This is a genomic window from Gracilibacillus salinarum, from assembly GCF_022919575.1.
Taxonomy (GTDB): domain Bacteria; phylum Bacillota; class Bacilli; order Bacillales; family Amphibacillaceae; genus Gracilibacillus; species Gracilibacillus salinarum.
On record NZ_CP095071.1, the window covers coordinates 1,207,368 to 1,229,298 of the forward strand.

At 38.7% G+C, this 21,931-nt stretch carries 25 protein-coding genes, 1 pseudogene and 2 riboswitches; of the genes and pseudogenes, 5 read left to right on the forward strand and 21 right to left on the reverse strand.

The window, feature by feature from the left end; all coding sequences use genetic code 11:
* Positions 1–57 precede the first annotated feature (57 nt).
* The 5 genes from MUN87_RS05880 to MUN87_RS05900 all read right to left on the reverse strand — a co-directional run bounded on the left by MUN87_RS05880 (position 58) and on the right by MUN87_RS05900 (position 3,361).
* The gene (locus tag MUN87_RS05880) at positions 58–222 is read right to left on the reverse strand and encodes a hypothetical protein (RefSeq protein WP_244746762.1); all 165 of its coding nucleotides are present in this window, start codon (positions 220–222) and stop codon (positions 58–60) included.
* Between the two features lie 85 nt (positions 223–307).
* Positions 308–1,318: an LLM class flavin-dependent oxidoreductase gene (locus MUN87_RS05885; RefSeq protein ID WP_244746763.1), complete on the reverse strand. Its 1,011-nt coding sequence runs from the start codon at positions 1,316–1,318 to the stop codon at positions 308–310.
* Between the two features lie 20 nt (positions 1,319–1,338).
* Complete coding sequence (locus tag MUN87_RS05890) at positions 1,339–2,025, reverse strand: RluA family pseudouridine synthase (RefSeq protein WP_244746765.1); 687 nt, start codon at positions 2,023–2,025, stop codon at positions 1,339–1,341.
* Between the two features lie 226 nt (positions 2,026–2,251).
* Positions 2,252–2,626 carry a cupredoxin domain-containing protein gene (locus MUN87_RS05895; RefSeq protein WP_244746766.1) on the reverse strand — a complete coding sequence of 125 codons (375 nt, stop codon included), beginning with the start codon at positions 2,624–2,626 and terminating at the stop codon, positions 2,252–2,254.
* Between the two features lie 162 nt (positions 2,627–2,788).
* Positions 2,789–3,361 carry a YdcF family protein gene (locus MUN87_RS05900; RefSeq protein ID WP_244746768.1) on the reverse strand — a complete coding sequence of 191 codons (573 nt, stop codon included), beginning with the start codon at positions 3,359–3,361 and terminating at the stop codon, positions 2,789–2,791.
* A gap of 88 nt (positions 3,362–3,449) precedes the next feature.
* Between MUN87_RS05900 and MUN87_RS05905 the strand changes: the two genes are divergently transcribed.
* The gene (locus MUN87_RS05905; protein ID WP_244746770.1) at positions 3,450–4,118 is read left to right on the forward strand and encodes a thermonuclease family protein; all 669 of its coding nucleotides are present in this window, start codon (positions 3,450–3,452) and stop codon (positions 4,116–4,118) included.
* Between the two features lie 298 nt (positions 4,119–4,416).
* On the opposite strand, the gene MUN87_RS05910 is transcribed toward MUN87_RS05905, so the two are convergent.
* The 8 genes from MUN87_RS05910 to MUN87_RS05945 all read right to left on the reverse strand — a co-directional run bounded on the left by MUN87_RS05910 (position 4,417) and on the right by MUN87_RS05945 (position 11,651).
* Positions 4,417–5,175: a TatD family hydrolase gene (locus MUN87_RS05910; RefSeq protein WP_244746771.1), complete on the reverse strand. Its 759-nt coding sequence runs from the start codon at positions 5,173–5,175 to the stop codon at positions 4,417–4,419.
* The gene (locus MUN87_RS05915; RefSeq protein ID WP_244746773.1) at positions 5,168–5,911 is read right to left on the reverse strand and encodes an ABC transporter ATP-binding protein; all 744 of its coding nucleotides are present in this window, start codon (positions 5,909–5,911) and stop codon (positions 5,168–5,170) included. Before MUN87_RS05915 ends, MUN87_RS05910 begins: the two co-directional genes overlap by 8 nt.
* Entirely contained in the window at positions 5,908–6,666 is a 759-nt protein-coding gene (locus tag MUN87_RS05920) for an ABC transporter permease (RefSeq protein WP_244746774.1), read from the reverse strand. Before MUN87_RS05920 ends, MUN87_RS05915 begins: the two co-directional genes overlap by 4 nt.
* 141 nt (positions 6,667–6,807) lie before the next feature.
* Positions 6,808–7,101 (reverse strand): MTH1187 family thiamine-binding protein, encoded by a 294-nt coding sequence (locus MUN87_RS05925; protein ID WP_244746775.1) that lies wholly within the window; start codon positions 7,099–7,101, stop codon positions 6,808–6,810.
* Between the two features lie 11 nt (positions 7,102–7,112).
* Positions 7,113–8,090 (reverse strand): ABC transporter substrate-binding protein, encoded by a 978-nt coding sequence (locus tag MUN87_RS05930; RefSeq protein WP_244746776.1) that lies wholly within the window; start codon positions 8,088–8,090, stop codon positions 7,113–7,115.
* A 78-nt stretch (positions 8,091–8,168) separates the two neighbouring features.
* A riboswitch (TPP riboswitch) is annotated at positions 8,169–8,279 on the reverse strand.
* Positions 8,280–8,477: 198 nt separating this feature from the next.
* Positions 8,478–9,074: an NAD(P)H:quinone oxidoreductase gene (gene wrbA, locus MUN87_RS05935; protein ID WP_244746777.1), complete on the reverse strand. Its 597-nt coding sequence runs from the start codon at positions 9,072–9,074 to the stop codon at positions 8,478–8,480.
* A 201-nt stretch (positions 9,075–9,275) separates the two neighbouring features.
* Positions 9,276–10,253, reverse strand: coding sequence for a DUF4362 domain-containing protein (locus tag MUN87_RS05940; protein ID WP_244746779.1), 978 nt, complete (start codon positions 10,251–10,253; stop codon positions 9,276–9,278).
* A 393-nt stretch (positions 10,254–10,646) separates the two neighbouring features.
* A complete protein-coding gene (locus MUN87_RS05945) occupies positions 10,647–11,651 on the reverse strand; it encodes a metal ABC transporter solute-binding protein, Zn/Mn family (RefSeq protein ID WP_244746781.1) in 1,005 nt (334 codons plus the stop codon).
* Positions 11,652–11,871: 220 nt separating this feature from the next.
* Here MUN87_RS05945 and MUN87_RS05950 point away from each other — a divergent pair, with 220 nt between their 5' ends.
* Positions 11,872–12,645 (forward strand): FixH family protein, encoded by a 774-nt coding sequence (locus MUN87_RS05950; RefSeq protein ID WP_244746783.1) that lies wholly within the window; start codon positions 11,872–11,874, stop codon positions 12,643–12,645.
* An 826-nt stretch (positions 12,646–13,471) separates the two neighbouring features.
* Here MUN87_RS05950 and MUN87_RS05955 read toward each other — a convergent pair.
* On the reverse strand, positions 13,472–13,795 hold the full coding sequence (locus MUN87_RS05955; protein ID WP_244746792.1) for a DUF4870 domain-containing protein: 324 nt from the start codon (positions 13,793–13,795) through the stop codon (positions 13,472–13,474).
* Positions 13,796–13,906: 111 nt separating this feature from the next.
* Here MUN87_RS05955 and MUN87_RS05960 point away from each other — a divergent pair.
* A pseudogene (locus tag MUN87_RS05960) lies at positions 13,907–15,204 on the forward strand (lysine N(6)-hydroxylase/L-ornithine N(5)-oxygenase family protein).
* A 212-nt stretch (positions 15,205–15,416) separates the two neighbouring features.
* On the opposite strand, the gene queE reads toward MUN87_RS05960, so the two are convergent.
* The 7 genes from queE to MUN87_RS05995 form a co-directional block, all read right to left on the reverse strand.
* On the reverse strand, positions 15,417–16,145 hold the full coding sequence (gene queE / locus MUN87_RS05965; RefSeq protein ID WP_244746793.1) for a 7-carboxy-7-deazaguanine synthase QueE: 729 nt from the start codon (positions 16,143–16,145) through the stop codon (positions 15,417–15,419).
* Complete coding sequence (gene queD / locus MUN87_RS05970; protein ID WP_244746794.1) at positions 16,138–16,605, reverse strand: 6-carboxytetrahydropterin synthase QueD; 468 nt, start codon at positions 16,603–16,605, stop codon at positions 16,138–16,140. Before queD ends, queE begins: the two co-directional genes overlap by 8 nt.
* A complete protein-coding gene (gene queC / locus MUN87_RS05975; protein WP_244746796.1) occupies positions 16,606–17,274 on the reverse strand; it encodes a 7-cyano-7-deazaguanine synthase QueC in 669 nt (222 codons plus the stop codon).
* Between the two features lie 78 nt (positions 17,275–17,352).
* Positions 17,353–17,397: riboswitch (PreQ1 riboswitch) on the reverse strand.
* Between the two features lie 58 nt (positions 17,398–17,455).
* Positions 17,456–18,208 (reverse strand): STAS domain-containing protein, encoded by a 753-nt coding sequence (locus tag MUN87_RS05980; protein ID WP_244746797.1) that lies wholly within the window; start codon positions 18,206–18,208, stop codon positions 17,456–17,458.
* A complete protein-coding gene (locus tag MUN87_RS05985) occupies positions 18,195–18,848 on the reverse strand; it encodes a cobalamin B12-binding domain-containing protein (protein WP_244746799.1) in 654 nt (217 codons plus the stop codon). Before MUN87_RS05985 ends, MUN87_RS05980 begins: the two co-directional genes overlap by 14 nt.
* A gap of 13 nt (positions 18,849–18,861) precedes the next feature.
* Positions 18,862–19,212 (reverse strand): globin family protein, encoded by a 351-nt coding sequence (locus tag MUN87_RS05990; protein ID WP_244746801.1) that lies wholly within the window; start codon positions 19,210–19,212, stop codon positions 18,862–18,864.
* On the reverse strand, positions 19,209–19,514 hold the full coding sequence (locus MUN87_RS05995; RefSeq protein WP_244746802.1) for an antibiotic biosynthesis monooxygenase family protein: 306 nt from the start codon (positions 19,512–19,514) through the stop codon (positions 19,209–19,211). Before MUN87_RS05995 ends, MUN87_RS05990 begins: the two co-directional genes overlap by 4 nt.
* A gap of 208 nt (positions 19,515–19,722) precedes the next feature.
* On the opposite strand from MUN87_RS05995, the gene guaC reads away from it, so the two are divergent.
* Positions 19,723–20,697, forward strand: a complete 975-nt coding sequence (gene guaC / locus MUN87_RS06000) for a GMP reductase (RefSeq protein WP_244746803.1) — start codon at positions 19,723–19,725, stop codon at positions 20,695–20,697.
* A gap of 309 nt (positions 20,698–21,006) precedes the next feature.
* On the forward strand, positions 21,007–21,867 hold the full coding sequence (locus MUN87_RS06005) for a Cof-type HAD-IIB family hydrolase (RefSeq protein ID WP_244746804.1): 861 nt from the start codon (positions 21,007–21,009) through the stop codon (positions 21,865–21,867).
* Positions 21,868–21,931 lie beyond the last annotated feature (64 nt).

The following is a 21,931-nucleotide window of genomic DNA, read 5'->3' on the forward strand; positions in this document are numbered from 1 at the left end:
ATTAACTTACCCATAAAAAAAGAAACCAAACAAAAAAGGACAATATTTATTGTCCTTTCAATTACGCTTATGATTTTTTCTAATATTTATGTTATACCAGATAAGTGCAATCGCGATGATGAAAATAACGATACCGGGAACATATATAATACCAGTTAAATCTAAAATCATCAAGATGACTAGAGCGACGAGCAGTGGTATACGAATTTTATTGGAACCCATTTTATTCTCCTCTCCTGTTAAGCGGTTTCAACATGAACTTTATTTTATCATATTAGCTATATACTGAACATATGCATGGCTGTATTTATAAATAAGGCATGACTTTCTTTGTCAATAAATCGATGGTTACTTTCACTGATTCTAACGGTTGTCCACCAAAGTCGACTTGCGCTAAGAATCGGTCATGACCGAATAACTGATATTGATATTGTATCTTTGCGATTATTTGTTCCGGAGTCCCAACCATTAAGGTGGATTCTGCACTGGTAATAAAGTCCAGATCAGATCGAGCAACTCCCATTGCTCCCCCAATTCCCTGCTTTGTCAAGTGCTCCCAATATTTCGCATAATAGCTATAAAAGTCTTTTTGTAACTCCTCAACAGTTTCGCGAACCATCGTATGCCCCGCAATAGCAACTCGAGGTGCCTGCTCGCCGTTGTATACTTCACGATAGCGGGCAACAAGCGGCTGATACTTCTTAGCAATGCCACCTATCATTACAACTGTTAAACCACAGCCATTTTTACCTGCACGTTCCGCACTTTCAATCGTTCCTCCAACACCAATCGATACTGGCAAAGCTTGCTGTACGGGTCGTGGTGCTATTTCTGCCTGATCTAATTTCGAACGGTAAGTCCCTTCCCAAGTAACTCGTTCCTGTTGATTAAGTTGCAAGAAGAGCTCTAAATGCTCGCTAAACAGTTCATCATAATTCTTCTCATCATAACCAAACAGAGGAAATGCCTCTACAAACGCACCTCTTCCTGCAGTAAATTCTACTCGTCCACCTGATAAGAGGTCTAACGTGGCAAAGTCTTCAAATAAGCGGACAGGGTCAGCTGTATTTAATAAGGAAGTTAATGCCGTTAATCGTATTGATTTCGTTCTTTGGGATATAGCAGATAACAGCATTTGCGGAGAAGATATTGCGTAATCGAGCCGATGATGTTCACCGACACCAAATACGTCCACACCAGCCTGATCAGCATATTGTGCCATTTCGATCAGAGCGTTGATGCGGTCATGTGCTGAACGGACCTGATTTGTTTTCGGATCAGACAATATTTCTCCTAAACTATACACACCTAATTCCATTTCTCTCATCCTCTCTATCATCATGCATACAAAATATCATTCCATTTGGACCAAGGAAATGTATCCGGCGGAAATGATTTTTTACTGATTTCTTCTTGGCGAACAGGATGAAAAAAACGTAATCGATGCGACCATAGTGAAATCTGCTGTCCAGGCTTATTTTGTTTCGCTCCATACTTCTGGTCTCCGTAAAGCGGCATATTACGGGAAGCAAACTGAACACGGATTTGATGTGGTCTTCCTGTGTAGAGATGAATTTTCACTAAGCTTAATCCACTTTCACTTGCTAAAAGCTCATAACCAAGCTCTGCTTTTTTTGCCTGCTTCGATTGTGATGATGTCACCGATACTTTGTTTTGTTTTTTATCCTTCACAAGATAATCAACAAAATGACCAGTTGCCTGATCTGGAACTCCTCTGACAACTGCCAGATATGTTTTGTCTATTTCATTTTTACGAATGGTATTGGATAGCCTCGAAGCTGCTTTTGATGTTTTGGCGAATACCATCGCACCACCAACAGGCCGGTCTAGGCGGTGGACCAGTCCTAAATAGACATTTCCTGGTTTCTGATAGCGGTATTTTATATCTTCTTTCAATATATTTAATAAGTCATGATCATTACTTTGATCTTGTTGCACCGGCAAGTTAACAGGTTTTTCAACCATTAACAAATGATTGTCTTCATATAAAATTTCGATACTCATAGTAACCTCATTCCTTCAATTATTCCTCTCCTGCTTTATAGTTTAACATTATCCTGTTCCCGGCATCAACGCATTCCTATTTGGTAATTTGATACTGTCGAAAAGAAATACCTGGTTTAATCCTGGATGATTTTTCTTTGCTAAGTCGAGCTTCTTCATTGCTAAATTAAAAAGAGGACGGATTGTTTGTTGCGGTGGCAACGAGAATCCGTCCTTCACTAAATGCTTATTGTACTACAAGCGTAGCGGTCATTTCACTGTGCCCCGTGCCACATGGCACTGAACATCTAATGGTGTATTCACCCGGTTCTAACGTCGTAGTAGCTGAGCCTTCCCCTTCAATGGACACATCGCTATTTTCGATCACGATACCATGAAAGCCTTCTTTACTTGTTAAGTTAACCGTCACTTCTCCTGCTGGAACTGTATATTCTTCCTGATCAAATTCCCAGTTTGTCGCAACTAAATCCACGCTTTCACCATTTCCCGTTGTTGCAGAATTCTGGTTATCTTCACTGGCATTGTCTTCTTCACCAGAACCACAAGCTGCTAAAACCATAACTAGTGTAAGAGTTAGGCATAATAGGACTAATTTTTTCATCAATAAATGCTCCTTTCAAGTCTGTTCGTATTTGTTATGTAACATTACCCATTTATATCCAGAACAGGACCTTTTTAATCTAGTAATAGATACATTTCCATTATACTGAATCTAATTGCCAATACTACCGATGTTTAACATCCTTCACAAAAATTTCATAAACTAATCTGAAAATAGCCAGTATTGATAGAATGCAGGAAACTCACGTATTATCGAATAGATGTCTCTCCATTCAACATATTCAGCATGTGCCCCTGCAGTAGCTTGAAATCCTGCTTGCTTCATTGCTAGCTTAGCTCTGGTAACATGAAAATATTGTGTAATGACCGTTATTCTATGAACCGACAACTGATTAGCCTTAGCGATACGAAAACTATTTTCAGCTGTCATTCTCGTATTATAACCATTACTGTCAACGATAATATCTGCAGAATTTACACCTTTTCGAATCAAGTATTGCTCCATCACTTTTGCTTCGTCAAAGTCTTCTTTTCCTATTCCGCCGCTTACTAGTACTTTTTCTACCTTTTTCGATTCATAATATTGAAGCGCTTTATCTAATCTTGCCTTTAAGCGTTTCGACAGACTGCCATCTTGATTTACTTTATTGCCAAAAACCACACCAAGCTCTGTTTGTTTCTTCTCATCTGTCCATCCATCTATCACAATGAACGAAGTGTGAACAAGGAAAAATAGGAAGAATGCCGCGAATACGATCAACAACCATTTTTTCATCAAAGTCCCTCACTTTATCTTTTCAATTGTTATCTACTATAGTAAACTATTTTTCAATGCATATAAAGTTATAGAGGAAGGTGTAAGCATGCTTCAACGAACAGTGTTCATACTATTATTTCTTATCAGTATTTTTCTTACCAGTTGCGGCCTTCCTGCAATGGATTACAGCAGTGATACCGTATATGATGCTGAGGCGAAGGTTATTCACGTAGTGGACGGGGATACGATAAAAATTGAAATAAACGGTGAAGAAGAGAATATTCGATTACTTTTAGTGGACACTCCTGAAACCAAACACCCTGATTTACCGAAGCAGCCATTCGGACAAGAAGCTTCAGACTTTGCTGAGAAAATATTATCAGGAGAAACTGTTCAAGTTGAATTCGACGGGCCTAAACGAGATAAATATGATCGTCTGCTCGGTTATATTTGGATAGATGGAGAAAACTTCAATCAACTATTGTTAAAAAACGGTCTTGCCAGATACGCGTATGTGTATGATCCACCCTATACCCATCAAACAGAAATGGAACAGGCAGAGCAAGAAGCTCAAGCTGATCAACTAGGCATTTGGAGTATAGATGGTTATGTCAAGGAGGATGGTTTTCGTCACGAAGAAGAATCAGATCCCAGTGCAAATATATACGAAAGTTGCTCAGAGGCAAAATCAGCAGGAGTAACTCCTTTATACGAAGGAGATAAAGGATATGGAAAACATTTGGATCGAGATCTTGATGGTGTCGCATGTGAATGATTTCAGACTTTGCTGAAAAAGATACCCATTTTAGTAATTTGTAGAGGAGCCAGTTTTGCTGTTTTGGTGAATAAGTTAGTAAGTTTAGAGGAGAAGTGCTTCGAAGACCTCCCACCGCAAAAGGTCTGCCTTATTCACGGTTGGGCAGTCGGATATTGTATCTTTCGCTTGAAGTTGCTGCTTGTTCAGGTGTTCGGCGTATTGTCACTGTCATTTCCTTTTGAATCCAGTAACATTTCATCCATTAAAAAAGCAGCAATCATCAATGTAAGATGATTGCTGTCAATAGATACCCAACTTATTTAAGACAATAAAATGTCCGTGTATTTCTTTCTATCGTTTCTTCCACTTCGTCTAAGGGAAGTTGTTTAATTGCAGCAATGATATCAAGAGAGTTTTTCATCATTTCAGGATGTGTCATGTGACCCGCAAATGGACCTTCAAATGGCCAAGGTCCATCTGTTTCAATCATCATTAATTGCAAAGGATAATATTGAATAATTTGCTGTATTTCTTCTTCATAGAGACAGTCAGGCGTAATTGAAATATAATATCCGTTATCTATCATTCTGTTCATGGTGGCAGCTGAACCTTTAAACCAATGAAAATGTGCGCTTTCCATATGATGTTTTTCTAAGAGATCACAAACGATGTCAGCATCTTCATAAACAGCGTGTAATACGATAGGAAGATGGAGTTCTTTGGCAATGATAATAAAACGTTCCAAAATCGAGAGGTACGAGTCGATCGGAAGAGCTGGGTTCTCTTTCTTACTGTAATAAGGCAGACCAACCTCTCCAATTGCGACAATCTGATCAGCACGTTCTCTAATTAATTGAAAGATCATTTGTAATTCCTTTTTATGCGGAAGAGGCTGTTCGGGATGCCATCCAAAGGCTGGAAAGACCAGCCTATTCTGATCAGCTAATTCTGCCACTCTTCTACAACTTTCCAAGTCACTTGATACCGCAATTAATCCTTGAATAGAGTTGCTCATCAGTATTTGTTTCTGTTCTTCTTCCTTATACCAATCCAGATGAATATGGCTATCAATCATCTAATTCACCACGCAATGTTTGATAAATATCCTTTTTCAATTGCAAAAATCCTGTTGTTAACATCACTTCTTCTTTTCTGGGACGTGCAAAATCAACAGTGAATTCCGCTTTCACTTGGGCAGGTTTTGCACCTAAAACCAGAATTCGATCAGATAGAAAAATCGCCTCTTCAATATTATGTGTAACAAATAATACTGATGGACGCTCCTCTTCCCAAATCGATAATAACCATTTTTGCATGTCCAATCTCGTAAATTCATCCAGTGCGGAAAAAGGCTCGTCCAAACAGAGGAATGACTGCGGACTTAACATACTCCGCACAAAAGCCACTCGTTGCCGCATACCACCTGATAACTCATGTGGATATGCTTCACTATATGCGTGTAATCCAGCACGTTGAAGCATTTCCTGCGCTCTTTGTTTATCTGGTTTCTGATGCAATTCTGCCCCCAACATAACATTTTCTAAAACCGTTCGCCATGGGAATAAGGATGATGTCTGCGGCATATAACTAATCGAACCTTTTTGACCGTTTATTTCCTGATCATCTAAACGGATGCTTCCTTGATCAGGTAAATACAGCCCGCCAATCAAATGAAAAATGGTACTTTTTCCGCTCCCGGAAGGTCCTAACAGCGACACAAACTCACCATTTCCAACTTTCAGATTGACATCAGTAAGCACTGGTTGTGACTGAAACTTCTTACTTATGTTGACTAATTCTAACGTAGTCATGATGACTCCCCCTTAGATGGACGCCATTTTAAAATTATTTTTTCTAAGCCAATAATAATCGAAAAGAAAATAAAACATAATAACATGATGATAAATATAGCTACAAAAACTCGATCTGTTCTAAACGAAGAAGATGCCAATGTCATATATACACCAATTCCCTTATTGGCACCAAGCCACTCAGAAATCACTGCTCCCATCACACTATAAGTAGCGGATATTTTTAAACCAGAAAAAATCTGCGGAACAGCGTGTGGTAATTCTAATTTGGTAAACACTTGTTTTTTGGTCGCACCAGCCATTTTCATATAATGGATCAATTCAGCATCCGTTTGGTTAAATCCATCCAATGTGGAAACAGCAATGGGAAAAAAGCAAACTAATGTAATAATCAACAATTTTGGTGTAATGCCAAAACCAAACCAAATTACAAGAAGTGGAGCAAGAACAATGATTGGTATATTTTGTGACAAGATCAACAATGGATATACCGCTTCTCTTACCCTTGGCAATACATGAAGCAGCATTGCTATTATCAGACCACATAAGGTACCTATAATAAATCCACCAGTTGTGAGACTTACCGTTGCCCAAACATGCTGTTGAAAATTCGCCCATCCTTGGATAGCTTCTGTAATTATTTCTGTTGGTGCAGGCAGAATCCAGCTAGGTATTTGTAATAACCTGCTGGAACCTTCCCAAATCAGTAGAATACTAATAATCATAATTACTGGTAATGATACCTTTCTCCACATAAAACCTACCTCAATTTTTTATGGCCACTTTCAAGTGTTTTATGGCCACTTTTTGTACTTTTATGGTCACTTTTGCTTATTTTATGGCCACTTATAAGACTTTTATGGCCACTTCCGTCCATTTTATGGCCACTTTCAACTTTATCGATATTTTTTCGTTAATTCTGTCATGGATGCCTTACGATCCTGTCGCGAATAAATTTTGACTTGCGAGATTACGCTGGGACAATTTAACTGATGCATGCGCTGATTCATTTTTTCAATGACAGCAAACAATTCAGATAACTCCCCTTCCATCGTTGTTTCTAATGGTCCAACATGGTAATTAACTCCCGATTGATCGATTACAGCAATTGCTTCGTCTACATAGGGAATAGAGTCTTCTCCATTCAGGGTTTTCGGTATCATTTGAACACTTACTAATGCTTCTGCCATATTTAATCCTCCTATTCAGGTAAAAATTCATTGGTAAAGGCTGCTTCTGCGTCTAGTTCTCGATCGAGCAAATCATTCTCATACATGAAATCAGCATAGTTCTGCCATACGTCTTGTGATTGTTCACCCCATTGAGCAGCATCATCTTGATACTTTGGAGACAACCATTGCTGACTGGCATGTACTAACTCTTCATCAAGATCAGGTACTTCCTCAATTAAAATATCGGCAGCTTCGTCCGGGTTATCGATTGTGAATTGATAACCTTTGCTTACAGCTGCTATGAATTTTTTAATCGTTTCCGGATTCTTCTCTATCATATTTTCATTGGTTGTAATAACTGGTGTATAGTAATCCAGCTTCTCCGAATAATCAGTTAAGTAAAGCATATTTAACTCTTTGCCGCGCAATTCTGCTTCGATACCTGTCCAGCCATAGTAAATCCAGGCAAAATCGACATCTCTTTCGACCGCCGTAAAGAAATCAGTATTCCCCATATTGACGATGTCAACATCCTCTACCGATGCATCTTCCTGTTTCATTAATGAATCAATTACAGCAGACTCTACGGGCGCTCCCCAGCCACCGTAAGTTTTCCCGGCAAAGTCGGCTGGTGACGTAATTTCTTTATCAACCGGGGAAGCAAAGCCTGATGTATTATGCTGGATCACGGCTGCGATGGATACTAATGGGATATCCTGGACTCTTGCCTCTGTGACAGACTCCTGGTAGCTTATGCCAAATTCAGCTTTTCCTGAAGCAACTGTTTGATCTGCACCTGCTTCACCTGGCATTACAATTTCTACATTTAATCCTTGTTCTTCGAAATACCCTTTCGATTCGGCAACATATAATCCAGTGTGGTTAGTATTAGGTGTCCAGTCTAAGACAAGTGTTACCTCCTCCATTTTATCTGAGGAGCTGTTTTCTTCTCCACACCCCACCAACACGATACACACTGCAAGTAGTGCGACCATTATTTTTTTCATAAAAAATCCCCCTTTTTCTTTTTCTGGGGGAACATACAAGAAACACCCTAGACTCGAAAGCCTAGGGTGCATATAGATTCGGTTATCTTATATGTTCCCTACGCTGGTACTAACCAGATCAGGTTCTAAGGGTCAAGCAACTAACGGCAACTTTCTCAACCGGCAACACCGGTCCCCCTACATGTCCTATTTATTTTTTCCATCCTCTACTTTGACATAATTCTGTCATTTCATCAAGTTTTATTTACTATTCTGGATTTCAGTGTCGAGTTAACACTTTAAAAAATGATAACTCTAAAGATAACGGGCATATCCTTGCTTTACCTGTACAAACGTATTAAAAAGACGAATCTCTATAAACATAGAAATTCGTCTTTAGGTTATACATTATCCGTGAATCTTCGTTGCGACTTCGACAACACGTTTAGCTTGATGCTTCACTGCATCTTCTACATCCTCGACAAAATCACCATCTGGTGTATGTGTGACACTGTTTCCATAAGGATTTCCACCTGAAGTAAAGGCTGATTGATCTGTATACCCTGGTGGCACAATAATAGCTCCCCAGTGCATCATCGATGTATAAAAATTCAACAACGTTGCTTCTTGACCACCGTGCGGGTTAGATGCAGAAGACATCGCACTTACCACTTTATTAGCTGTCTTACCAGCGGCCCATAAACCACCTTGTGAATCAATAAATTGCTTCATTTGTGATGGCACACCACCGAATCGAGTTGGCATGCTGAAAATAATTGCATCTGCCCACTCAATATCATCAGAGCTTGCTTCTGGAACATGCTCGGTATCTTGCAGGTGTTGCTCCCACTTCGAATTTGATGCAATTGCAGGCTTTGGAGCTGTTTCTTGTGCACGAACAACTCTTACTTCTGCTCCGGCTTCCTTTATTGCGTCTGCTGCCCAATTCGCCAGCTGATAATTAGTACCTGTTGAACTATAATAAATAACTGCTACTTTAACCACTTCTCTACTTCCCTTCTCGATGTATTGATTCCATTTGAAATTTTCCCAGATTCATGTGGAATTATACAATATCTTGATTCTGAGATAATTAGAATCTTAACACGGTTAAATCTTCTGTAGCAAATGGTTAGCTCAAGTTAGATCTAATTACACGATAGCAAAAACTTTTCGAGCATTATCATATAAAAAGAATCGTTGCCCTTATTCAACTTTTATTCCTGCTTCGATGAATGTGTTATAACGAAGCAGATTACCATCCTTATAAAAATCAAAACGAATGGTTGTTTTTTCTCCTTTTAACACCAATTCGCCTGCCGGTGCCATCTTCGTCATGATCATAGCTGATTTTGGAGTGCCTGTTCTAATTTGCTCGATCACTTCATTGATTTTTTCCTCGTCTTCGCTCTTCAGAATATGTTGGTCACCTACGATTATTTCCAGACTTTGATAAGTTTGCTCTGGAACAATCACCTTCTCATATGGCACCTCAAACGATAGATCTTCTTGCTGTTCACAATTCGTAAAGTCAAAGCTGATGTTATTTTCTTCTGTTAACGTATTCTCCATTTGCTTACAAGTAAAACTGTTCCATTTATCACCTGTACCAGTATAGCTGTCTTGTCGACTATCACTCGAAATATTAAATTCACTGCCATTATAAGAAATATTATAAAAAATCGGATCACCTTCTGTCGTATAACGAATGAAGCGTAAGTGACTGACTTGCTGGTCTTGAACCGCTTGTTTGAATGTTTCCAATTTAATCAGATTTTCATAGTCACCATGTGTCTCGACCAAATCATGGTTCGAATCTTTCACCCGCACGATTTCTGTTGCACTACTTTGTGCTGGATAAGATTCTGCGATTGGTCCGTGCGTTACTTCAATTTTTTCACCGATTGCCAATGACTCAGTCACTTTTTCATCGATGTTTTCCAAGTTGAAATAGATAGCATTTCCTGCCTTTTCATATAACTCTTGAACCGGTATCTCTTCCTCTTGAGGTGCAATATAATTCTCTGCCACCAACACTTTGCCGTTCTCATATTTGGCAACATATCCAGTCATTTTGTTTTGATTTGCCGGCGTCTTTGTCTCCTCACTGGCATTGCTGCCATTGCTCGCAGTCCCACAAGCTACCAGAACAAGAACCATTAGTGAATAAATTAAGTATTTCATGTATTATCTACCTCCATTGTTTTTGTATAATTTGTCGTCTCCAATGGTTAAATAGTTACAAAAAAACATACATTTCGTAACATATCTGAATCATCAACGTACGTTTCGTCACTAACCACAGGAAAATATAATAATTGCCACGAAGAAAAACTACATAAATCCTTGGAATTTATGTAAGTTAAGTATTGGATAATGTAAAGTAAACATTATTAATTTGGTATATGGAATTTGCTTAGCCAATCTCCAGAAGTATGCGCACGGCTTACTACTTGAAATGCTACCCTGTGCCTTGAAAGTCTGCTACGAACTGTGCAGGTGGCACAGACAAAGCGGTCTTCTTTACAAAGTTGGCTTCGTTTTTCTACACAAAAAAAACGAAGTGTTTCCACTTCGTTAATTGTTTAATGCTTTGGTTAAAACATCTAAATTGCGTTCCATCAATGTAAAATATGTTTCATTGTTTTCAACATCTTCCTCTGTCAAAACAGAAAGGTTGTGCAGTTCCAATGATTCCAAATTTGTCTCTGACTGAATAACCTGCGCTACTTTCGGTTCGACATTTTGCTCAAACAGCAAATAGTTAATATCAGTTTCTTTTACATGATCAATAATCTGCTCTAATTCTTTTTGTGATGGTTCTTCAGACGGGGATAAACCGGTTAAAGCAATTTGTTCAATATGATAGCTTTCTTGCCAATAACCATATGCAGCATGAGTGACCAATATCTGATGACTGGCTGCTTCTTCTATTTGCGTATGAAAAGATTCATCTAATTCTGTTAGCTTTGTTTCTAACTGACTGAAATTATCTGTATATAGATCTTCATTAGCAGGATCCTGAGATACCAAAGCATCTTTAATATTACGCGCCATCTCTATTGCACGAACCGGATCAAGCCATAAATGCGGGTCGACATCACCATGAGAATGTCCATCTTCTGTGCTTTCACTACTTTCAGACTCCTCATGTTCATGATCGTGCTCATGGTCATGCTCTGATTCTTCTTCGTGTGAATGACTGTGTTCCATTGTTGTTACACCATCTGCAGCTTCCACCATTAGGACATCTTCATCACTAAGTGCTTCTTGAATGGCACCAGCATAAGATTCTAGATTAGCACCATTAAACAAAAAGATATCACTTGCCGCTATATCGACCATCATTTTAGATGTCGGTTCATAACTGTGCGGATCAGCTCCAGCGGGAAGTATTGTCTCTACCTCCACTTGCTCCCCACCGATTTCCTCAGCAAAATACGCTAAAGGATATAATGTCGCATATATTTTAATCGTCTTATCCTCAGAAGAAGCATTATCTCCTGTTGATTCAGAGGTTTCCGTATTACATCCTATTAAGACTAATCCCATTAAAAATAATAAAGCCGTTAACTTTTTCATCAAACTATTCCTCCAACTAAAACAAATAATAATCATTACGATTTATAAAACGAAGTGTCTTAACTTTTTACATCATAAGTTATTATAGTCTATTCTTTACCTTTTGTAAATAGTAATAATTACGATTTATTTTTTCAATGTCATACAATTTTCATTGAATATCGTTTTCAAAAAGCGTATAGTAATTTTGAATAAGCTTTTTAATGACGGAGGTTGAAGCATGAAAAAATTATTTTGGTTAATGTTAAGCGCAATCATAGTTCTTACCGCATGTGCAGATAATTCCAACACTGAGGATTCCGCTGAAGAAGATGAATTACAGGGAATTAAGGTCAATTTTACATTACCTGAACAAGCTAAAACCGGCGAAGCAGTCACACTAACGGCTACAGTAACAACTACAAGCGGTGAAAAGGTGACGGATGCAGAAGAGATGATGTTCGAATATTGGAATATTGAAGATGAAGAAAATACGGTAATGGTAGAATCAACTAATAATGAAGATGGTACATATACTGCAGAGGTTACATTTTCTGAACCTGGAGATTACGAAAGTTATGCGCACACTACTGCTAATGGCATTCACTCTATGCCGAAAAAAGCAATTTCGATAACTGGAGAGGCGTTAAATTCTGAGCAGGAATCAGAAGATCATGAGGAAATGACTGAAGAAGAAACGTCCCATGAGCATCAACATTCCAGTGGCTTTGAAATCAATGTAGCTCCTTTGAATGATGTTACTGCGAATGAAGATAAGGAAATAACGGTACAATTATTGTCTGATGGAACAGCTTACGAAGGTGCTCGAGTTCGGTATGAAATTGTAATAAGCAGCGAAAAGCACGAATGGATTGATGCAGAAGAAGTTAGCAGCGGGGAATACAAAGGAACCTTTGCCTTTCCTGAAGCAGGCACATATGATATGACTGTTCACGTCAATGATGAGGACGGACTGCATGAACACACAGAAACAGAAGTGGAAGTAAGCGAATAATACAGAATCAGTAATTATCTGGCAAAAAAGGTTCCGTTCAGCTATCGACGAAGAGGAACCTTTTTTATAAGTAAAGAAAGTATATATGTACAGTCATAGAAGTAATCATGCTAAATAGGAAAGTAGATTCTATAAACTAAGCATTACTAGCCAAGCATCCATATTGAGATTTTTTATGTGATAGAATACCGCTCCGGCCGACCACTTCGCGTCCTGCGGGGCACGGCTGAAGCTAGGCTACTACACGAATCACTTCTCTGCTGCCTTGCACCGAGGAAGCCTACTTCGAAGCGTTACTAGAAGACGCAGGTGCAGACGTTGTGGATCTTCACCGCCTGCCTGTCCCGCGGGAGTCTACGTGGTTGGCCTCCGCTAGGATGTGGACTCTACAACTTTTGTAAGTGATAGCATATTGATCACTCATCACTATATATAACAAGAACTGAATAAATAATAACACATAATGCCTAGAACCACTGCTTTTAGCTGTTCCATACGTTGTAGCACTTCCTTAAGCGTAGGAAATAGGCGGAGACTCCCGTGGGATCAGCGCGAGCTGAAGATCCACTTAGTCTGTGCCTGTGTCTGCAAGTATCACTTCGAAGTGATCTTCCTCGGCACAAGGCAGCAAAGATGCTGTTCAAGTAGTAGCCTAGCTGAAGCCGTGCCCCACAGGACGCGGAGCCTATTTCCGGAGCTTTGCAACGCAGTTAAAATATTTCAAAATGACCGTGCTGCTAAGCAGTTGACATAATCCATATTATAGGAAGTTGTTTATTAATGAAGTCAATTAGGACCGGGCGGTTTATGCCCGGTTTTTCTTATCTTACTTAATAAAACGAATAACTAAAGGTATAGCGTATTTTTCTCCATTATATGCTTTAATAAGCGCGATAATTGTTAACACAAAAGCGGCAATTCCGATAAGAGGAAGAAGCGCTACCCCTATCACTACAAAAACTAATAAGCCACTAATAATCCCATAAATAGAAAATGAAATAAAGAAGTTAAAATATTCTTTCCCATGATAGTCAATAAAATCAGATTCATCTCGCTTCACCAGCCAGATAATTAATGGTCCGAGAACTGCGGTAAAGAAACTAAGTAAATAGATTAACATGGCAAACAATCGTTCATCATTACTGCTCAATTCCTTTCACCTCCTCTTTTATTGATCTATAAGCTGTATTATATCTATTATTAGATTATTTTTTTTATACCGTATATAATATGAGGAAACTAACATAAATGAGGTAATTATATGCAACAATATGACGTTATCGGGATCGGCCTTGGCCCGTACAATCTCGGACTTGCAACATTAACGACAGAACGATCAGATTTAAAGACAATATTCTTTGATCAGAATGGTGAGTTTGCTTGGCACCCAGGAATGTTAATCAACGGTACAGATTTACAGGTGTCCTTTCTGGCTGATTTAGTGACGTTGGCAAATCCCACTAGTAAGTATACGTTCTTAAACTATTTACATGAACAAAACCGTTTATATAAATTTTTCTTTTTTCATAAATTTGAGATGCCTCGTAAGGAATATGCGGATTATTTAAAATGGGTGGCAACTCAGCTGCCAAACTGTCATTTCCAATCCGAAATAATAGATGTGATCGATCATGGCGATCATTACGAAGTGGTTGTGAATCACTGGGGCAACAACAGACAAAATCATACTATGCGAAGCATGTTGTGATGGGAACAGGTGCCGAACCTGTTATACCTGTTGATCTTGATCAGATAGAAATAGAAAAAGCGTATCACTCCAGTCAGTATCTCTATCACAAAGAGCACACCATCAAAGCGAAGCATATTACAGTGGTTGGTTCGGGACAAAGTGCATCAGAAATTTTTTACGATTTATTAAAGCTGCAGGACCATTTTGATTATCATTTGTCATGGTATACACGTTCACCTGGTTTTCTTCAGCTCGATAATTCGAAGCTTGGGCAGGAAGTATTCACTCCTGACTATGTCGATTATTTTCATCATCTTTCCTATAAAGAGCGTGTGGATTCGCTGGATCATCTTGGAACATTGCGAAAAGGAATTGATGGTGAAACATTACATAAGATTCATGAATTATTGTATCACCGCTCTGTCGGTAACAAGAAATTACCTGTCACTATACAACCGTTAACGGAAGTTCAGAATGTAGAAAATGAAGGATTCGGTGTAAAAGTGAAAGCTCATCATTGGCAAAAGGATCAATCATTTACATTTTCTACAGAAAAATTAATTTTAGCCACCGGCTATAAACCGAATATTCCTGACTGGTTTTACAAAAGATTTGGAGAAAAAGTTATCTGGGAAGATGATAAACGCTATAAAGTAAACCAGCAATTTAAGCTTGCCTTCAAAGATGAACACCAACGTGATCATCATTTTTATACGTTAACGAATTTAGAACATTCCCACGGTACTGGTGCGACAAATTTGGGTCTGGCAGTCGATCGAAATATCCAAATCATCAATGAGATAGCTGGTAAAACCATATATCCACAGCAGAGAGGTACGACCTTTACCGATTTCGATCCCGCTAATTGAAAAAGTGCCTGAATGCATTGCATTCAGGCACTTCTTTTGTTTCCATTCTGCTCGTCTTTACGGTCGTATAGTTGAATTGTGCTCTTTTCAGACGTTTAAGATTTTTCCAACTGCCCTCTCGATTGAAGTTGGACTACCTTCAGACGTTCACAGCTTTTTCAATGGACCTTCCGCTTTAAGTAGCACTATCTGATATCACTTCCACATACTATCTAAACACCTCTTCTATTCCCCCACACTAGTGCATGAAGTTGGGGAAGGACACGAACACGATTTAGCCGGTCGTTTGTCATCACCTGATCGATTAGCCATTGATAGCTCTTTAGCAGACGATTGGCAACCTGATCAACCCCCGCTTCCTCTACATCTTCATTTCCTACCTGCAAATAAAAAGGAATCGAAGAATAACATTGATGCACTTCTTCAGCAAAACGCAAATCCGTTTGATCAAAAACAACTACCTTCAAGCTGGTATGACTGAGACGATGGTGTTGATTTAATCGTAGAATAATGTCATCTAATACAGTCCAATTCGTCTCCATTTTCGAGCTTGGCGGCTTGGGACTGATCGTTAAATCATCTATTTTGACAAACCAATCCTGCCAGCGGCTGCCTTGGGTTTCAAGCGCCACCTCTATCTTATTTTCATGAAGAAGATCGACTAGACCATCTATACTTTTTAATAACGCAGGGTTCCCCCCTGAGATCGTGACATGGTCAAACGTGTTGTTGCCTAACTCTTTCAATCGTTGAACAATGGCATCTGCTGTCATCAGGTTTATGTCCTCTTTTGCACTGCCGTCCCAAGTAAATTTTGAATCACACCAGGCACAACTATAATCACAACCGGCGGTCCGGACGAACATTGTCTTCCTGCCAACAACCATCCCTTCCCCTTGAATCGTTGGACCAAAAATTTCGAGGACAGGTATTTTATTCACTTATCATCCACTCCCGTCTAGCTTCTGCATAGCTTGTTGGCGTTTCAAATAAACGAACAAATTCTACTCTGCACTCGTTAGCATCATCGGCCAATGCTTCTTCCATTTTTTCGAATATCCAGACTACCATGTTCTCGGCTGTAGTATTCATCTTTGGTAAGGTTTCATTTAAGTAACGATGATCTAGAAAAACTTCTATTTGTTCCTTCCACATTTTCTTTATATCACCAAAATCTATGACAATACCAATTTCATTGACATAGCCACTTATACCAAAAATCACTTTATATGTATGTCCATGTAAATTTTTGCATTTACCTTCATAGCAATGGAGATGATGAGCAGCGTCAAATGTGAATTCTTTGCTAACCATCACGCGTTTACGATGATATTTTAATTGTTCTCGCTTAATATCTTGATCTATTTTCTGTAATTCTTCTACAATTCGAAATCCAAACATTTATTTATTCACTCCATCTGTCGATTGCAAATATTTATCTAAACCTCTCTGTCTTAATTGACAGGCTGGACATTCACCACAGCCACTGCCTTTAATACCATTATAGCAAGTTAATGTTCTTTCACGGATATATTCCAATACATGTAATTGATCGGCCAGCTCCCATGTTGCTGCCTTATCGAGCCACATTAACGGCGTATGGATGACAAATTGATCATCCATCGATAAGTTAAGTGTTACATTTAAAGACTTCACAAAGACATCACGACAGTCCGGATATCCGCTGAAATCTGTCTCACAAACCCCTGTCACAATATGCTTAGCATCTATCTGTTTAGCAAGAATCGCGGCAAAGGATAAAAATAACAGGTTACGACCAGGTACAAACGTATTCGGCAAATCTTCTCCCGTCTCATTGGAAACCTCTATTTCATTTCTCGTAAGTGCATTAGGTGCTAATTGATTGAGTAACGCCATGTCTAAGACATGATGTGTTAAACCTTGCTCGTTAGCAATCTCTTTCGCAATCTCTATTTCAGCATGATGTCGCTGTTGGTAATCAAAAGTAACCAACTCCACATGATCAAATTGTTTCATAGCCCAAAACAAACAAGTTGTACTATCTTGTCCCCCACTGAACACAACTACTGCTCGATTATTTTTTTCCATAAAAAAATCCCCTTTCTATTAAAAGAGAGAATAATACACCCCTAAACAATAAAAAAATCATACCTAAGGCAGGTATGATTCTCCTTAGTTTTTTATAGAGGGTGTAGCTAGAACCTCTCCTGAATCCTCAGATTTCTATAGTATTTAGTAATTAGTATAACATAGAAAAATAATTGACACATTACATAAGATAAAATCGTTTAATAGCACTTTGTACACTATTCACTTTTCGAATGGATGAGAACCCTTCATACCCATTGACCATTTGGACTTGGTTTGGAGATAAACCTGAGATCACCGGCTCAGGACCTAAAAGCTCCACCATTTGAATAAAGTCGGTCAGTTTCCGCAGCCCTTCAGCTTCCATTTCATCGACCGCAGTAAAATCTATGAGCAAGTGTTGATAATCTGATTGGTTTAGCTGTTGTAATAACCTGTCAGTCAGTACTTCCAGCTTTTCCTCTGTTAAATCTCCGAATAGCGGGATAAAGGCCAATCGTTCACTAAGCATAATTAACGGACCTGACAAATGATTGACCCGTTTCTGACTAGATTCTAATGCCTCTTTTTTGTTGAGAAGATCTATATTTGTCTGATCTAATCGTCCTCGGAGATCACTTAGTTGTTCTGCTAATTTTTCAATATGATGATTCACTGGCTGACAGATAATTTGACCAGTTCCGTCCATCCAACTAATCGATACATCAAATGCAGCGAATGGATTTCCTTTTGTTTTGAGGTTCAATTCCACACTCTCTATTTCTGCCGTAGGAGACAAAAAACGTTCCGCCTTTTCTTTACTACCCACGTCTACCAAAGATAAAAAATGATCACTATGAATAAAGATATCTTTTGCCTTTTGGGAAAGATCTAATATTGTATAATGCTGATCAATTTCGAAATAAGGTAATGGTAATGTCTTAACTTGCCCCACCTATATCTACTCCTTTGTCTACACGGTCCAGCCAGTGGATGAAATCACGAATACTTGTACTAACATGTATCTTTTTTTTGTTAACATGTTGTTTTACATCGAGTATATTCGTTACTCTTCCTCCAACCACAATCTCCGGTTGAAAAGAGAGGCTTTGAAAAGCATCTACATATTTTACCAGGGTGGGTATTCGGTGAACAATAGCTGCAGACATACCAATTACATCTGGTTGCCACTCGGCCGCACTTTTTAACACATGTTGTAATGGAAGGTTTGCGCCAAATTGCCGGACATCCCATCCTTGATTCCTGGCTACTGCCGCTATCATCTTCATTCCTAACGCATGCTGTTCTTCTTCGATACAGAAAAGCATCATCTTTCTGTCTTTCTTTGAAATCCCTTGTGGTTTTCGCTGATGAATATATTGTGTTAAAGCATACTCACAAACACTGGTAGCCAAATGCTCATCTGCTACTGTTATTTTATTCTGCTGCCAAAGTTCTCCAATATATTGCATAGCAGGTGTAACCAAGTCAGCAAATACATCGATCACATCCGACTGTTGCGCGAAAAGATAGTCACACGCACTATTGTCGTCACCATCTAACAGCAACTTGGCGAATTGTTGATAATCCTGCATGTGATCCTCCTCTTTAGTTACTTTCTCTTAATGTCTCGATTGCCTTTTCTAAACATAATTCATAGAACGTTAATTGATGATTGCCCATCCACTGTCTCAACACCTCGAAATTAAATTCGATATGTTCCGTTGACATACCTCTGGCAACTAATAATTCTTTCAGCCAATTTGTATAATCAATGAATATCATATGATTATTCAGTTGAAATGCCGTATCCAGGTGTTCTAAATGGTGCATATTATCTTCTCTGCACCTTTCCACCCCTGCTTCTCCATACTGTTCAATTAGATTCGGGTAAGCTTGATAAATCTTTTCAACAGCGTCTTCGATTATTAATCGTTTATCAATTAGATCTCCACTCATTGTGCTACCACCTTATATTTATATACTTTCGGAACAATATTCGCTAATTCCTTATCGGGATATTTCTTCTCAAGATCATGAATTCGCTGATATTCTTCGCTGGTAACCCAGTCAAGGTATGCTTGTTTCGATTCCCAGCTTATTTGCACTGTCAGTTCACCAGGCTTGCGATCATTTTGCAATAGCTGAAAATCTATAAAACCTGGCCACTTATCTACCATTCTCGAACGCTTCTTATATATGTGAATAACTTCATCTGCTTTTTCGGCAGGTACATCAAAAATGGAATGTACAATATACATAATTCGACTCCTTCTATAAAACTCACTACAATGTTACCATTTTATCATCCGAGAACGATGATTACTAGTTAAGCAATCCAACCAAATGTTACCGCTTACCTTTTTTTGCGTTTTTTGATTTGACTTTTACCTCGAATTATATTATATTACTAAAGGCGAATGTTTGAGTAATGACAATAATTAAAGTTCGCCTTTAGGAGTGAATTACATGGAAAATGTATTTGATTACGAAGATATTCAACTAATTCCCGCAAAATGTATCGTGAACAGCAGAAGTGAATGTGATACTTCTGTTCAATTTGGAAAACATACATTCCGTTTACCAGTTGTCCCTGCAAATATGCAAACCATTATTGATGAAAACATTGCACTATATCTAGCAGAGAATGGTTACTTCTATATCATGCATCGATTTGAACCTGAAACAAGAAAAGCTTTCATTCAAAAGATGCAAGAGAAAAACTTAATCAGTTCCATTAGTGTTGGTGTGAAAGAAGAAGAATATAGTTTTATTGAAGAATTAGCAAACGAATCCTTGATTCCTGATTATATAACAATTGATATTGCTCACGGTCATTCGAACGCCGTGATTAACATGATACAGCATATTAAAAAACACGTACCTGACAGCTTTGTCATTGCTGGAAATGTTGGTACACCTGAAGCTGTTCGTGAATTAGAAAATGCTGGTGCTGATGCAACGAAAGTTGGTATTGGACCAGGTAAAGTATGTATTACCAAGGTAAAAACAGGCTTCGGTACAGGTGGATGGCAGCTGGCAGCCCTAAGATGGTGTGCAAAAGCAGCAACAAAACCCATTATCGCTGATGGCGGTATTCGTACACACGGTGATATTGCCAAATCTGTTCGTTTTGGAGCTTCTATGGTTATGATTGGTTCATTATTCGCTGGTCATGAAGAATCACCTGGTATTACGGTCGAACAAGATGGTAAACTCTTCAAAGAATATTTCGGTTCCGCTTCTGAATTTCAAAAAGGTGAAAAGAAAAACGTCGAAGGTAAAAAAATCGTAGTTGCATATAAAGGAAATTTACAGGACACCTTAACAGAAATGGAACAAGACCTGCAATCTTCTATTTCCTACGCAGGTGGAACTTCACTTAAAGCGATCGGAACTGTTGATTACGTTGTTGTGAAGAACTCCATTTTCAATGGGGATTGAGTCGAATAACAAAGCTATTTAGTTCAATTAAAGCCGAGCATAACGCGATGGATGTTATATTCGGCTTTTTTATGGAAAATGGTAATAGTATAGAACGGTTATAGATACCGTTCCAAAGGCACCAATTGTACAAACCATTCATAGCAGCAGAGCGCTTATCCTTTCTGACAAAAACAACTCAAGCTTGTTAACCTGAGGTTAGTTTCACATTCTGACCTTCTCTATTCAAAACATGATGAAGACAATACACAAGACATCCATTCATTACTCTAGTATGATAATTGTATAAAAAAAGTTAGGGGACATACTATGAAATTAATCGCAACAGACTTAGATGGAACGTTACTGAATGATCTACATGAAATTAGCAAAGAAAACATCGAAGCAATTCAATTGGCAAAAGAAAATGGTGTAGAAGTTATTGTCGCCACCGGAAGATCTTATAATGCAGCCAAGAAACCGTTAGAAAGCGCCGGCCTGTCATGTCCAATCATTTGTCTTAACGGGGCCAAGGTGCATAACAAAGCTGGGGAAGTTCTATCAACTGCCCCATTAGATAAAGGGATTTGCAAGGTCATTCAACAAGCCTGCGAAGCTCAAGGTATTTATTTTGAAGTATTTACGAATCAGGGGGGATTCTCTAAAAGCCGTGATCAATTCATTGAAGTTATGGTGGATATTAACAAATCTGCATTCCCTAACCTTGATACCGACGCATTACGAAAGCGTGCGACAGACCGCTTTCAAGAAGAAGAGATGATCATGACAGATGATTTTGAAACATTGTTTAATCGTTCTGACATAGAGATTTATAAAGTTTTAGCTTTCTCATTAGAACAAAAGAATTTAGATAAAGTGGCAAATCAATTACAAGGGGAACAGACACTTACCATTACTTCCTCAGGCCACTCCAACTTGGAATTTAACGATGTCAACGCCCAAAAAGGATTAGCCTTACAAACCTACGCTGAACAGATAAACGTTGATTTGGAGGAGATAATGGCTATCGGGGATAATTATAATGATTTGTCCATGCTAAAGATGGCTGGTCGTGGTGTAGCGATGGGCAATGCTGATGATGACATAAAAAAAGCTTGCACACATACAACCAAATCTAATCTGGAAAATGGCGTCGGCTTTGCTATAAAAGAAATGCTTGCTGAACAGTGAAGGACAAAGTCAGATTTTAAATATATGGATTATGTAAAGTAGATCGGTCTTATCGTGGTGATGT